We start from the raw sequence: 14,822 nt of genomic DNA, 5'->3' as shown, positions 1-14,822 counted from the left end.
ATCATCTTGATGAAAAATACCGTGTTTAGCCAAAAAATATACCCTTTTTTACTAGCTGCTTATAAGTGGTATCTAATGACACCAGAACGTTCTTTAAATACAGCCTATCAAGCGGCTATAAAAATTAAGGAAATAGAAGATCAACACTTTAATGGTAACAAAATAGACTCTGAATTTACCATACACAGCGCCAGTGTCATGGATTATTTTCAAGGAGATTTGCAAAAGTTATTAAAAACTGTGCAAATGCGGCTGACAGAATTTAAAGCCAGTCGGTGGTTTGCGAATGAATCTAAACAAAAAGCCGCCCTAAAACTGGGTATAGAATATTCTAGCCCCGCATTAATTTTAGAGAAACTAGAATTCATTGATCAAGTCACCTCCAAATATACTGATAATGATATAGATACAAATTATAACACCTCCAATCCTCCACCTGTCGCACCATCCAGAGATTTAGTTAATTCCCAACAATTTATCCCTAAAACATCAAATCAAGCTAACAAAAACCTACCGAAAGGAAAAACTAATACAACAGGTATTTTACCACGTTCAATTTTAAGCACAATCACTCGCCTACAGGTAGAATTAGATCCGGAATCTGAGCAAAATGTAGTTCAAAATTTTCGTAAAGCCCAACAAAGAAGTATTATTTCAATTCGGTTTATACTTTTACTGATTATCGTTCCTCTTCTAACTCATCAATTATCCAAAGCTTTAATTGTGAGTCCGTTAGTAGAACATTTCCGCCATGATAAAACAGGAGAAGTTTTCCTAAATGGAGAAATGGAAGAAGCAGGATTATTAGCCTTACAAAGATTTGAAGAAAGAACCAAATTTGAAGCCTTAATTAGTAATGCACCTCCTCTTACTACCGAAGAATTAGAACTCAAAATAAAGAAGAAAGCAGATGAAGTCAAAGAGGAATTTCGTAAAGAAAGTGATAATGCTATTAAAAATGTATTTGCTGATATTTTCGCAGTAATTACCTTCACCATCTTATTACTTGTTAGTAAGCGTTCTATCGCAGTCCTCAAGGAATTTTTTGATAACGTAGTTTATGGTTTAAGTGATAGTGCTAAAGCATTTATTATCATTTTATTTACTGATGTTTTTGTCGGTTTCCACTCTCCTCACGGTTGGGAAGTTCTCTTAGAAGGAATATCACGACATTGGGGATTACCAGCCAATCGGGATTTTATTTTCTTATTTATTGCCACATTTCCCGTAATTTTAGATACGATCTTTAAATATTGGATTTTCCGCTACTTAAATCGGATTTCACCTTCTGCTGTTGCCACCTACCATAACATGAATGAATAGCCAGTATTTTGCTAACATTACTATTAGCTTCAGGGGAAACCCATCTAAATTATCTTGACAAAATACTATACTAGTACCGCAGGGCGGAAGTCAAAAGTCAAAAGTCAAAACGAAGACAGTATAGGCTTTTTAACGATTTAGAATGGTTGGTTTATTTACGCCGTGTTGTACTAGTGCATCATTAGTGCATCAAGATGGAAAAAATAGTTTCCTTATGTAAATACCGTACCCGACAAAGCATCATTTCTCGCGCCAGTGAACAGTTTATGATTGATCAATATCTAGAATAGCGGATACAAGCTAAGATGTGATGGCTGAAATACAGGGTATAGGGTTAATTAACGGGTGTAACTTACAGGATTATCCCGTCAGCATAAAGCGCAGAGTCATGTCTTTGATTTAAAGAATCTCAGCGGCTTCGGCCCTGAGAGTGTCAAAGGTGGGAATGCCCATAAGCAACAAATATGACTTTTTACAACATTTTTTAAACTTCTTCCCACAATTATGATTTTTTGTGTAATCATTGGAAGGTGGGAATTAATTCGGCAGTAATGTTTGTGGTTAGTATTGACAGGCTTTCCCTTTTGGTATTTACAGACTTTTCTCCGAAATCTAAATCTCTACACTCTTATGATTTTGGAAATATTCTATGTCAATTTACGTGGGTAACCTCTCTTATGAAGTTACACAAGATGCGCTTAGTGCTGTTTTCGCAGAGTACGGCGCTGTGAAACGTGTTCAGCTTCCCACTGACCGTGAGACAGGTCGCTTGCGCGGCTTCGGTTTTGTGGAAATGGGTACTGAAGCTGAAGAACAGGCTGCTATTGATGCCCTTGATGGTGCTGAATGGATGGGTCGTGATTTGAAAGTTAACAAAGCAAAACCCAAAGAAGACAGAGGTTCTTCAGGTGGTGGACGTGGTGGCTACGGCGGTGGCGGTGGCAACCGTGGCGGTGGCGGCAGTCGCTATTAAGCCAAATATAACTAAAGTTTTTTAGTTATTAAATGCTGAAAAATTACCTATTCCGTCAGCGGGGTGGGTAATTTTTTCATCTTCAAATCCAACACCCAAATAATCAAACTCCACGTTTTGTCACCCCAGAACCAAAAGCGAAAACAAAACTTTTTGATGTTACCTGAGTTCGACATAAGATAATTTTTGGAAAACTGCCCCAAATACGAGTCTCAATGTTATTCAAAAACTAATTAAATTATACTTCACAAGGTCATAATTTGAGCTTTTACTTAAAGGGGAGATGTGGATGTAAAAACCCAAGTTATTACCTTCTCAAGTATAGCGATAGGTGGAGAAAACTTAAAATTTATGATGTCCTTGGCGTTGCTAACCCAGTATTTTCGGAACTTTTGGCAACCTCGGAGGGGATTAGCCATAGCAGAAGCTTCTGTAATTGGGATAGTAGCCGCTTTATCTGCGGTATTACTCAAACAAAGTTCAGGGTGGTTGGGAACATGGCGAGTGCATACAACTCACATTTTTCCTGTGTGGATAGCCTTACCAATTATTGGTGTAAGTTTGGGGTTTCTTTCTGGTTGGTTAGTGCAGAGATTAGCACCAGAAGCCGCTGGTAGTGGGATTCCCCAAGTCAAAGCCGCTCTAGGAAATGTGCCGATTAATTTATCATGGAGAGTGGCCTTTGTCAAGTTAATTTCAGCAATTATCGCCTTGGGTTCAGGCTTAACCTTGGGCAGACAGGGGCCTACAGTCCAGGTAGGTGCGGGGTTAGCGGCGGGTATGAGTCGCTTAGTTCCCACCTCTCCAGATCATCGCCGACAGATGATTGCAGCCGGCGCGGGGGCTGGTTTAGCAGCAGCTTTTAATGCACCTCTAGCCGGGGTTTTATTTATTATTGAGGAACTATTACAAGATTTATCAGGGTTAACATTAGGAACGGCAATAATTGCCTCTTTTATTGGTGGGGTAATTTCCCGGTGGTTAGGTGGTGGGAGTTTCCAACTAGACTTAAAACTGATTAATCACTCTAGCAGTTTCTCCCTATTAGAAATTCCAACTTTATTAATTTTAGGAATTTTAGCGGGTTTATTAGCAGCTTTATTTAATCGGGGATTAATTTTCAGTATTCAAGCTTATCGCCGTTTACATATTAGTTTACCTTTGCGGGTGGCAATAGCGGGTTTGGCTTCTGGTTTAATTATGTCTTTGCTACCAGAATATTTTCGGGATAATACAGGTTTGCGGGAGTTTTTAATCGCCAGTGAACCAAATATTCCTTTAGCGGGAATTGCCTTTATTGCCCAATTTATTTTAACATTAATTGCCTTTGGTTCGGGCGCACCTGGGGGATTATTTGCACCGAGTTTAATTTTAGGTTCTTGTTTAGGACATATTATTGGCGTATGTGAATTGCAAGTATTTGGATTTGGTTCACCGACTACCTACGCATTAGCCGGAATGGGGGGATTTTTTAGTGCGGTTTCTAAAGTTCCCATTACTGCCATTGTGATTGTTTTTGAAATGACGACAGATTTCAATTTAGTCTTACCTTTGATGGTGGTATCTGTGACATCTTATCTAGTAGCGGAGAAAGTTGTTCCGGGTTCACTCTATGACAAACTTTTAAAATTAAATGGAATTGTTATTCAGAAAAATAGTCCAACCCAAGGGATATTAACTGAGTTAACTGCTAAGGATGTAATGCAGTGCTTGGTGGAAACTTTAGAGGCAGAAATGACGGGAGATGAAGTGATTAAGGCTTTTTCTCGTTCCCATCATCGCGGTTTTCCGGTAGTAGAAAATAATAAATTAGTGGGTTTAGTTTCCCAAACTGATTTACAGAAGATTCCTAATCATCTTTTGCCCCATGAAACTCTTTTAAAAGAAATTATGACACCTAAGCCGGTGACGGTGACACCAGCAGATAGATTAAGTCATGTTCTCTATTTATTAGATAGATATCAAATTAGTCGTTTACCTGTGGTAGATGGTAAAAAATTAATTGGGATTATTACTCGCGCTGATATTATTCGTGCTGAAGCAGATCATTTGAATGGTGAAGATGGGGTGACAGGTCTTCAAGCCGAACCTTCTTATTTAGTTTACCAAACGCGATCGCCTAGTCTTGGCAGAGGGAGATTATTAGTTACCATTGCTAACCCGGAAACCGCCCCGGCATTACTAGAAATGGCTGCGGCTATTGCCCGCGATCGCCATTATGAAATAGAATGTTTACAAATTATCCTTGTATCTCGTCATATTTCCCCCGCAGAAACCCCAGTCAACACGGCAAAAAGTCGTCGCTTACTCCGACAAGCTGAAAGTTTAGCCAAAAAGCTGCACATTCCCATTCATACCCAAATTCGGGTCGCCCATGATGTCGCCCAAGCAATTTTAGAAACCACTAAGGAACGATACATAGATCTAATTTTCATGGGTTGGAAGGGAAATACATCTACCCCCGGCAGGATTTTTGGCAATGTTGTAGATACGGTAATTCGTCAAGCAAATTGTGATGTTGTTTTAGTAAAATTAGGCGATAATTTTCGTTCCTACCAACAATTTAAACGATGGTTAGTCCCTATGGCTGGGGGACCAAATGCACCCATAGCTATCAAATTATTACCAGCTTTAGTCACTTTGGAAAATGAGATAGAAATTCGTTTAACCCAAGTTGTTAAACCTGGGGAAACAACACCAGATATGACAGTTTTAGAAGCATCTACCCGGCAATTAATGCGTTACCGCAATTTACAAGGTAATGTTATTGCTGCATCCTTACAAGCTGAATCTGTCACCGCTGGAGTAATTGAGTTGGTGAAAACTGAAGGTTTCGACGTTGTAGTTTTGGGTGCTTCCCGTGAGGGATTATTACAACAAGCTATTCAAGGAAACATTCCCGAAGCGATCGCCTCTGGTGTTGATATTACGGTAATTTTAGTCAGCAGCGCAATGTCTTGACAGGGAATAGGGAACAGGGGACAGGGAACAGGTAATTGATAAAAACTATTCTTCCTCCTGAACTCCTGATAGCGCAGCGTGGCGTTAGCCATACTCCTGACTCGGTGACTCCTTATCGAGAAGCAAGCTGTGGATCTACCCAAATGCTACCTTTTTCACCGAAAGTTACTGCTTGATCCCCTTCTGCTGAAATATCTACAGTTCTACCATCATTAGTCACTTGCAACAGCGGCCAATTTTCCTCCCCTAATTCACCAGCACGGAATAACACATCATTAGGTTGCTTTTTACTCCAACCTAACAAAATGGCTATTTTTTCGTGATCATCTTCGGATTGCACAGGACTAACCACATTCAGATTATTCTGTTGACGATTCCAAATTACAGCCTGATCTGTGGCATCTGCTGTATTGAAAATCGCCACAAATTTCCGGGCTAAAAAGCGATCGCCTTTTTCAGACCAACTTACAGGCACTAACACACCCATATTTCCATCACGATCCGCCTCTACTGACAAACCAGCCTGTCTCTTTAACAGCGGATCAATCACCACACTAGTTGATGTCATCACCCGTAACCGCTTAGTTTGTCTATCTTCTACAAACAACACACTATTAACTCGGCTATTGTGCATTTCCGGTTTTACTTCCATCTGCACCCGACTATAAATCGCATACTTGCCATCAGGAGAAACCACAGGAATACTCCGATAGTAGCGGAGACCAGAACCACCTTTCCCGCCAATCGCTTCTTGAGTAGCCAAAATCCATTGCCAAGGGATGGGGTGGGGACTGCCTATAGGATCAGTTTGTGCTGTCTCTGACTCATTTTGCTGTTCACTAACAGGAATTTCTCCGACTTTAGGTGTAACTGTTGATGTTGCTAATTCCTTGGATTTAATGTTCTCACTGACTGGGGAATTTAAATCAGCCTTTTCTTTTGTATCTTGTAATTTTTGAATTAAATTAACTTGATTAACCAGTCTTGGTCTTGGAAATTGTGCAACATCAACTGATGGCACAGTTTCACTAACAACATTATTCCCCACTTGAGAATTTTCTCGTTCTACCCCTGAAATCATTCGATCTTTTGGTAATGAATGTATTCCTTCACCAACAGATATTTTTCCTGTTTGAGAGTTAACTTGAGCAAATTGGAAATTTAACTTCTTAGTAGCAGAACTTTCTGTCAATTTTAGCTTAGATTTGCTAGTTCCAGAACTCACAATTGCTGTTTCTAATTGTTTCGCTAAGGTAGCATTAATGAATATGCCCGCGAAAGGTGAAATTATAATAACAATGGCAATGTATTTGAGAAATGGTTGAACACGAAACCATCCAGACACCAAAAGGGGTTTAAGCATGATGAGACTCTCTAGGGGCAGTTGCTAAGTGCGGGCAGTATTTATACAGGAACGGGAAAAAGCTATGATTATATGTATATCAACAAACCAAAAGCTTTTACGAGATAATTTATTCAAATGTTGCATCGCTTTACAAAAGTTTTAGTGTCACCATTTACCCCCTGATAATCTTTACATAATATACAATCATGACGGGATGAAAGTTAACAGTAAATTACATCTGTTAATAAATACCATCATTATTGTCAGTTCCAGCAACATCCATATTTAACACCAGTAGAATACAGGTAGGAGCATAAATTCAAGCATTTAGCCGTCAGCAGTTCAGCAAGAATTGAATTAATCAGTATTCTGAATGTTAATTTACTGCTATCAGTCTTACCCATTCATAACCCCTTAAATCCGGTTTTGACTGAATACTTACGTAGCCAAAACCTCAGGATGCTATTAAAAACTGTCTTAGAGCTTGTTTTAAAAGCTTAAATTCATACATATTTGGGCGGTGGGAAACCGCGTCTACACAGGCGAAACCCAGCTGCGTGGGTTTGAAAACCTTAATTTTCTGTTAGTCCACTTTCGTGGACTTTGTTTGTGTAGTAGCGAGTTATATTCGTCAAAAAGTCTTCAAACATCCTTTTGAACCAAGTAATTTCCCAATAATATACTTTGTTTCTGGCTGGATATAATAGCGCAGGACTTATCCAATCAGAACCTATATATTGGCAAATCCAGATTAACTGATGCACAATCAATAGTAAATAAAACATTAAATTCATACACCCGAACAACAAACTGTAATTTACACTCGTAACCGCTGCGATTAAGCAAATACAGTTTACTTTTAACTTGGGCAATTATCGAATAATTTTGATTTAGTAATGTAAGTTGCTAATTAGGTACATTGTCAGAATCAGGATGTCCAGGATGAAATTTCTGTTTTCATCACCAATTACCTATTACCAATTAGCCATTACCAGCCTCAACTAGATAACTAGCAACTTGAGTTAGTGGAGAAATGACCAACTCTAAAACACAGTTGGATGCACAAAACCTGTCAACAGTAGATGCAAATAATGATAGGCTTCCGAACCGAAAGCATCGCCGAACTAAGTAATTAGACTACTGATAGTTTATCGAAGCTGTTTTCGCTCAACTAATAATAAACACTATACCATCAAACCATGAAAATTGATTTCCCATCATCAAAAATGCTCAACATAATTTTATTAACATTCAGATGTGGCAGTTGTCAGTGATGAGGAAGACACTTACCATTGATCAATGACTCATGACTTGTAATTAATAATTAATAACTAATGAAAGTAGTATTTTTTGGCACTCCAGATTTTGCAATTCCCACTTTAAAAAAACTCTTGGAAAACATTGATTTTCAGGTACTTGCTGTAATTACCCAACCAGATAAACGCCGAGAACGTGGGAATAAACTGACACCTTCCCCCGTGAAAGCCTTGGCTACAGATCATCATATCCCAGTATGGCAACCGGAAAGAGTCAAAAAAGATGTTGAAACCTTAACACAACTCAAGCAAATGGAAGCGGATGTGTTTGTAGTTATTGCCTATGGACAAATTTTGTCTAAAAAGATATTAGATATGCCAAAGCTGGGTTGTGTTAACGTACATGGATCAATTCTCCCTCAATATCGGGGGGCTGCGCCGATTCAGTGGAGTATCTACAATGGCGAAAAAGAAACCGGGATCACAACTATGCTGATGGATAAGGGCATGGATACAGGTGATATGCTGCTCAAGGCAACTACACCGATTGATTTACTAGATAATGCTCAGATTGTAGCAGAAAAGTTAGCGATCGCTGGCGCAGATTTACTTATAGAGACTCTGTATAAACTAGAACGCCAGGAAATTGCACCCATTCCTCAAGATCATACCATAGCCACTTACGCATCCTTGATTCAAAAACCAGACTATGACATAGACTGGTCTAAAAGTGCCATTCAATTACACAATCAAATTCGCGGCTTTTATCCTAACTGTATTACCAGCTTCCGCAATCAACCATTAAAAATCACTGCTACTGTCCCCATAGAGTCAGCGTACATTCAAGAATTACCAGAGCAGTTACAAGAAAAAATTAACAAAATACCTCATTTGTCAACTATATCAGGTCAACCCGGAGAAGTAGTAAACATTACAAAAGGACTAGGGGCAATTGTCCAAACAGGGGCAGGTTTATTACTGCTGCGAGAAGTGCAATTAACAGGTAAACGTCCCCAATCAGGATGGGATTTTGTCAATGGAACTCGATTAACTGTTGGGGAGGTAATGGGTAATGGGTAATTGGTGATTGGTGATTGGGCAACATTGTCTCTCCTCTCCACCTGTTCCCTGTTCCCTGTTCCCTAATTTTCATAAAACCGGCAGGATTTACATGGTCCTTCTGGGTTAACCGCACAACGGATAATTTCTGAAAGAGCATTATATTTACAGGTAGCATCACCAATAACCCAACGTCCCTCTACCAAACTTTTTTCTTCCGGTCTTTGCGCCTTTTGTACATAAATGGCGACATTATGTAAACTATAGCGTCCTCCTCTAAGCTGATATCTATGGCAACGCTCTAAAACTGCATAGGTTTTTCCCTCAAAATCAAGATAGTTTCCCGGTTGGGGTGTCCAATCAAGTTGTAACTTACCAAGAGACTGACGCGGATGTGTCAAAATTATCTCAGTGGGTAAGGAATTTAGCTCCATAATTAGTTACAGCGATTTCCAATCATATAAGGTACATCTTAGCCCCCTCATCGCTTGCGGGGAGGGGGTTGGGGGTGGGGTTTTTGTTCCGGGTTTGATGACAATTTGCTGTAATATAATGTGATTGACATATAGAATTTCCAACCCACATATCCCTTGCGGGACAGAAGAAATAGGTGGGTTTTGTCTGTGTAGCAGTGACTTCAAGTCGCTAAGGCTAGTACCACAAGGCGTTCGTCAAAAGTCAAAAGTAATATTGAGCAAGCTTTTTGGCGATTAAGAATGGTTGGTTTATTTACGCCAAGCTGTACTAGTATGACACCCTCTAAGGAATAATACACTTTAAATTACCTAAATTAACCATTTGTTCCTGAGACTGGGGAATAGTTAGCTCAAAATTACAAATACCGCCTTCATAGTCCACATTAGCTGCATATTTTCCCGGAGCAACACTGTCTAAATAAAAATCTCCCTCCTTACCAATGGGTAAATTAATAATTTGATTATTCACAGTGATATTTAACTGACCATAGGACGGAATTACAGTTTTTCCTGATGTTTCTACCGACAATGTACCAACAATACTCTGAATTAATTGCACAGGAAAACGCACAACCGCCCCACCTCGAAAAGGTGGAGTAATTACTTTTTCATTAGCATCAATTTTGTAGTTTAAAGGAATATCCTGATCTTGGATTTTCAAATTATTCCCATTATAAGGGCGCAGATTACTAATTATTAAATTACCGCGAGAATCAGTGCGTCCAACTTCCTGATTATTACTGTAACCACGCACACCCCTCACCCCTGGAACTTGTATAAGTGCAAAGCTTTGGGTGACAGGAGGAGCAAGAAAAACACTATTTCCTATGCCGATAATACTACCAGAAACATTAACAGAACCACTATTTTTACCATTATTGCGGTTGAGGTTTAACTCATAAACGCCAAAGGGAGCGCGATACTGAATACTACCATTGCCAGGAATTTTTTCCCCGTTGGGGTTAACCTGAAGACGGTAGCCCAAGCCATTACCAGCCGGTGGAGATTTCTGTACGGATACAGTTGAGTTAATTGCAGTTTTACCATTGGTATTTTGCCGATTAATACTAGCCCTCGCATTACCTAAAGTATAATTGAAACCGATAAATAGTTCATTTGTAGTTGGTTGTGTAGGCTGGTCAGACCGACTGAGATTGATAGATAAATCTGCACGGGAACTGAGACGCAAACCACTGGTGAGAGCTAGACGGTTACTGTGTCCTTTGTCACGGAAGTCAGAGGACGCATACTGCAAACCTAAGCTGAAATTACGGGTAGGAGAGACAGAAATAAAAGCATTATTTTCTAACTTGGCTCTGTCATCTAATGCTGTCAAACTTAAATTAGCATATCGGTCACTCAACAGCCGCACCGAACCACCAAAACCGATATTACGACCAGAATAGCTATAAGTCAGAGCAGCAGCAGCCCCCGGTATTCCTGATTCACTACTGGCGGCTAGGGATAGTCCTAAAGCCCCAAAAGGCAGAGTAGTGGTTAGACTAGAACCACCACTAATTAAATTACTAGCAACTTCCAAGCGCCCGCCCAGGGTCAGGGAGTTGGTGATACCCTGACGATAGCGACCGAGAAAAGCCGGAGAACCATAATTAAAATTATCGGAGTCTAGTTTAAATCGCCGTAAACCTAAATTAAAACTGTAGTCAGATAAACCGGGTTTTAGTAACCCTGGAGCAAAATAAAAAGGTGAAGTGATTACCTGTTCTCGACCCAAAGCATCACGAATTACCACTTTTGTAGAACCACTACCGCTAGGTAGGAGTAAATTATCAAATTGAAAGCGACCGGGGGGTACTTCTGTTTGATTTACTCTTTGTCCATTCACAAAAACCTCTACTTTGGAAGGTGTTAAGGCTGCACCAGATAAACTAAAAGTTGGTTGTTGAATGACTTGAGGATTTAGTCCAAAATCCCGTGAATTACTCACACCAGCCATAAACATTCCTCCCCCTAAATTGCCGGCACTGACAAAGGAATCACCAATTACCCATTTAGTCATTTTTTGGGGATTGTCTAAGGTGAAATTTGTTAAACCTCGCAGCCAAGAACCGTCAGTTTTGCGGGAAAAACTGCTATAAAGTAAACTTTTATTAATGCTTAATCCTGATTCTCCAAAAAATGTATAATTGTTGAGGTTGAATTTTTCCACGTCAACAGGTAAATTAAAAGCATAATTCAAGAAAACACTAGTGTTTTGACTATAAGTAATGTTTTGGGGTAACTGGCGACCTAAATTAAATGAATTACTCTTTAATAATTCCGGTTGGGCTGTTATCCTTAAAGTTAAGCCTTTTTCATCAAAAATATAGCTGACCTGGGGAGCTAAGGAAGTCAGAGAAACATAGATTTCATTATTAATAGTTTCTCGACTACCAGCGAAACTTTCTAACCCGGCTTTTTCTAAATCGGAACGAGTAACCAAAATATCCTGGGGGCGTAAGATCACAAAAATTGCTTCTTTAGCTACCTGATTAACGGTAAGTTCCAAAATGGCATTTTGTTCTTGTGCCGCAACCTCAGAACAGACTGCAAAACTCCAAGCAGAAACCAACAGCAACAACCAGCCATTATTTACCATAAAACCATGAAAGTGCGCTCTTCTCTATTAACTGTTTTATTACTTATAGCCAGTTACCCTGCTCCCGCAATGGCAGGTAGCGCAAATGCTAATTTGAATGTTTCTGCTTCCGTAGTTCCTAGTATTATAATTGCCCCACCTGCTCCTGTGCAATTAGATGAATATAACCCCATAGCTACCCCCTATAATCCTGTTACTCCTGTAACGAAAACCGCACCAGTCCCTATCACTTTACCGAGTAATACTACTGGGAAAATTACCCTGGGACAAGGACAAAATCCTGCTCCTGATTCGACTGACCCTACCCCGGTGCGCCGCATGACTGATGGTAATGGAAATTATCTATTGTATGAATTATATCAAGATGAATCTCAGACAACAATTTGGGGGAATACTAATGATACTGGTTTGTCATTGACTGGTACGGGTTCAGCCAGTAATGTCAATGTTCATATTAAGATTCCGGAGGGGCAAAATGTGCCGGCGGGAAATTACCAGGACACGGTGCAACTGAAAGCGACTTTGTAAGCATTTTAAAATTAACCCCACCCTAACCCTCCCCTTAGCAAGGGGAGGGGACAAGATTCTCTAGTTTCCCGCCCTGACAACAAGATTCTCCAGTTTCCCCTCTTACAAGGGGGGACTAAGGGGGGTAAGCAGCAGCACAAGCGCCCTGGGGAGTGTCTAGGGTTTCTTTAAAGGTGGTTTTTGCGGTTTTGACTTCCACTACCAGTTTCTTGACCCCATTACATTTTTCTTTAGGTGGTAATTCTACACTGTAGGATTTAGTATTACCCGCTAAGATGTACCAACTATTAACAGCAGTTTCAATAATTTTTTCCCCTGTGGCACTTAGTCCTTGGACTGTAATTTGCTGTGGACGAAGATTCACATTACCAGTATTATTGATCTCAAAAGATAAATTACCTTTTTTGATTGCTAGTTGTCCCATTTTTCCTGACTGGTTGATTTGGCTCGGTTGTAGAAAAATAGGAATACTTAAATTAGTTAAGATTTGGATGGCATTCTGAGTGGGTTTACTGGTTTTTGTCGGTATTTCTTCCACAATCAATCGGTAAGTCTTTTCCACAGTATTAATGGGAACTTTAGAACCGAGTCTAATTTGCCGCTCTCCTTGGGATTCTACGGAAAGTAAAGATGGAAACAGAATAATATCTTCAGTAGGAGTGAGTTTGTCTTCTCCTTGGGCATTTTGTTCCCATTTGAATACTTTGAACTGAAAGCTGCCAGCACTGGTATCCTGGTTACGTAATTTCAGCAGAGCAGTGGCAACTCTGGGAGAAAGCACAACATTAATGGGATTAACGCTATAATTACTTGCCCAGGCTGTTGAGGGTTTTAGGGATAGGCCAAATACCAGGCTCAGGAAAAAAAGTAGTTTTGGTTGGTAGGTACGGTAAAACATTAAGTAATAAATAATATGGTATGCAAACCATAATTTTCGTTCGGGTAGGGTTTTTCAAACAACCTCTCAGCAAAGAAATACCTGACTTCTGGAAGAGGTCAGGTATCCAAGTATTTTTAGATTAAAAGGTGACTGTAGCCACTACAGTATCAGCGTATGAACCAGCAGGAACATTTTGTCCGCTAGGAATTGTACCGATAGGATTCAGTTCTGATGCACTACCAGTTCCAGTATGTGATACACCAGTATCTGCGGTATTTCCCCAATAAGCAACACTTATTCCACTCTGGAAAACGACATAATAATTGAGATAACCAGTAGTACCATTGCTAAGTCTACGCAGTGGGAGGGCATTAGTAGAACCATTAGCAGGATTAGCACCCGCATCTAATGTAATAGTTGCTGAAGCTCCACTGGTACAAGTTACGGTTACGGACCCTGTTCCAATAAGATCGCTACTGGCATTATCAGAAATCGGATCATAATTACCAAAATTAATTGAACTTGTAGAAATAGTGCAATTATTAACAACATTACTTGAGACAGTTAAATCACTTGTTGCTGTACCTGCCATTGCTGGAGCGGCAGAAACGACAGAAACGGCGGAACTGGCAGCGATTAAGATGGCGGAAGCTAGGGCAAAACGACGAATCATGGTTTAAGTTTCCTGGTTACAAAAAAATATTACAGCAAATTGTCATCAAACCCGGAACAAGAACCCCACCCCCAACCCCCTCCCCGCAAGCGATGAGGGGGCTAAGATGTACCTTATATGATTGGAAATCGCTGTAGGTTGAGAAAAAAATATGTCTCTTGGTGGATGATTTTTTCTCAGTGTATACTAGCATTTACCCCCCCCCCGCATAACAATATAAATACTGATTTTATTGGGAATTGAGAAAATTTATTATACAAGCTATGGATATCTATGAGGATACTGAAAATACTTTATTTAGCTGCATTGATTACAAATAAACATTTACACATATTCCGAAATAAGTAAATAAAGTTACTTAATACATAAATGCCTCTTTTCTCAACGGGGCTTTCAGGCTCTATCTTTTATGAAACAAGCTGTTTAGCCGCTTTGCCATCCATTAAGCTTCTTTTAGCCTCGACGTAACTGTGATTAGATGACGTGATGCCCCGATAATTGATAGTTGGGATAATTCATTTTCTATCAAGTTTGACACTCTGCGTCCTAAAGGAGCGCAGATTCTTGATTCAACGAGTCCACTTAGACTAGATCCCTTGCAGTTTCTAGCCCAGAGGTGGTTCTCTCCTCAAGCGTTACTTAGGGAATGCCCTTCCCTAGTTGGATTATTCCAAATTTGTTTGAGTTTAAATTCTGTGTCGTCTAGCCCCCATGAAGATTTTACCTATTCCTGGGTAGGAACTAGAACT

Annotated in this window: 10 protein-coding genes and 1 pseudogene; 6 read left to right on the top strand and 5 right to left on the bottom strand. The window is 39.9% G+C overall.

The window, feature by feature from the left end; genetic code table 11:
- The first annotated feature begins 9 nt into the window (after positions 1-9).
- The 4 genes and pseudogenes from PN471_RS08480 to PN471_RS08465 all read left to right on the top strand — a co-directional run bounded on the left by PN471_RS08480 (position 10) and on the right by PN471_RS08465 (position 5,257).
- Positions 10-1,323 carry a proton extrusion protein PcxA gene (locus tag PN471_RS08480; protein ID WP_442867141.1) on the top strand — a complete coding sequence of 438 codons (1,314 nt, stop codon included), beginning with the start codon at positions 10-12 and terminating at the stop codon, positions 1,321-1,323.
- 218 nt (positions 1,324-1,541) lie between these two features.
- A pseudogene (locus tag PN471_RS08475) lies at positions 1,542-1,613 on the top strand (phycobiliprotein lyase); the annotation flags it as partial.
- A gap of 359 nt (positions 1,614-1,972) precedes the next feature.
- On the top strand, positions 1,973-2,296 hold the full coding sequence (locus tag PN471_RS08470) for an RNA recognition motif domain-containing protein (protein ID WP_271776465.1): 324 nt from the start codon (positions 1,973-1,975) through the stop codon (positions 2,294-2,296).
- Positions 2,297-2,650: 354 nt separating this feature from the next.
- Positions 2,651-5,257: a chloride channel protein gene (locus PN471_RS08465; protein WP_271776501.1), complete on the top strand. Its 2,607-nt coding sequence runs from the start codon at positions 2,651-2,653 to the stop codon at positions 5,255-5,257.
- 112 nt (positions 5,258-5,369) lie between these two features.
- Here PN471_RS08465 and PN471_RS08460 read toward each other — a convergent pair whose 3' ends face one another.
- Positions 5,370-6,620 (bottom strand): hypothetical protein, encoded by a 1,251-nt coding sequence (locus PN471_RS08460; RefSeq protein WP_271776464.1) that lies wholly within the window; start codon positions 6,618-6,620, stop codon positions 5,370-5,372.
- 1,316 nt (positions 6,621-7,936) lie between these two features.
- Between PN471_RS08460 and fmt the strand changes: the two genes are divergently transcribed.
- Positions 7,937-8,938, top strand: coding sequence for a methionyl-tRNA formyltransferase (fmt, locus tag PN471_RS08455; protein ID WP_271776463.1), 1,002 nt, complete (start codon positions 7,937-7,939; stop codon positions 8,936-8,938).
- A gap of 62 nt (positions 8,939-9,000) precedes the next feature.
- Here the strand turns inward: fmt and PN471_RS08450 are convergent, their stop codons facing one another.
- Together PN471_RS08450 and PN471_RS08445 are read right to left on the bottom strand one after the other, a co-directional pair.
- Complete coding sequence (locus tag PN471_RS08450) at positions 9,001-9,351, bottom strand: DUF6464 family protein (protein WP_271776462.1); 351 nt, start codon at positions 9,349-9,351, stop codon at positions 9,001-9,003.
- Between the two features lie 325 nt (positions 9,352-9,676).
- On the bottom strand, positions 9,677-11,992 hold the full coding sequence (locus PN471_RS08445) for a fimbria/pilus outer membrane usher protein (RefSeq protein ID WP_271776461.1): 2,316 nt from the start codon (positions 11,990-11,992) through the stop codon (positions 9,677-9,679).
- 6 nt (positions 11,993-11,998) lie between these two features.
- Between PN471_RS08445 and PN471_RS08440 the strand changes: the two genes are divergently transcribed.
- Positions 11,999-12,520, top strand: coding sequence for a Csu type fimbrial protein (locus PN471_RS08440; RefSeq protein ID WP_271776460.1), 522 nt, complete (start codon positions 11,999-12,001; stop codon positions 12,518-12,520).
- Positions 12,521-12,635: 115 nt separating this feature from the next.
- Here PN471_RS08440 and PN471_RS08435 read toward each other — a convergent pair whose 3' ends face one another.
- Together PN471_RS08435 and PN471_RS08430 are read right to left on the bottom strand one after the other, a co-directional pair.
- Positions 12,636-13,418, bottom strand: a complete 783-nt coding sequence (locus tag PN471_RS08435; RefSeq protein ID WP_271776459.1) for a fimbrial biogenesis chaperone — start codon at positions 13,416-13,418, stop codon at positions 12,636-12,638.
- 121 nt (positions 13,419-13,539) lie between these two features.
- Complete coding sequence (locus PN471_RS08430) at positions 13,540-14,073, bottom strand: Csu type fimbrial protein (RefSeq protein ID WP_271776458.1); 534 nt, start codon at positions 14,071-14,073, stop codon at positions 13,540-13,542.
- Positions 14,074-14,822 lie beyond the last annotated feature (749 nt).

It is taken from the genome of Aphanizomenon sp. CS-733/32 (assembly GCF_028330045.1).
GTDB classification, from domain to species: domain Bacteria; phylum Cyanobacteriota; class Cyanobacteriia; order Cyanobacteriales; family Nostocaceae; genus Dolichospermum; species Dolichospermum gracile.
This window is presented reverse-complemented; position numbering and strand designations above follow the sequence as displayed.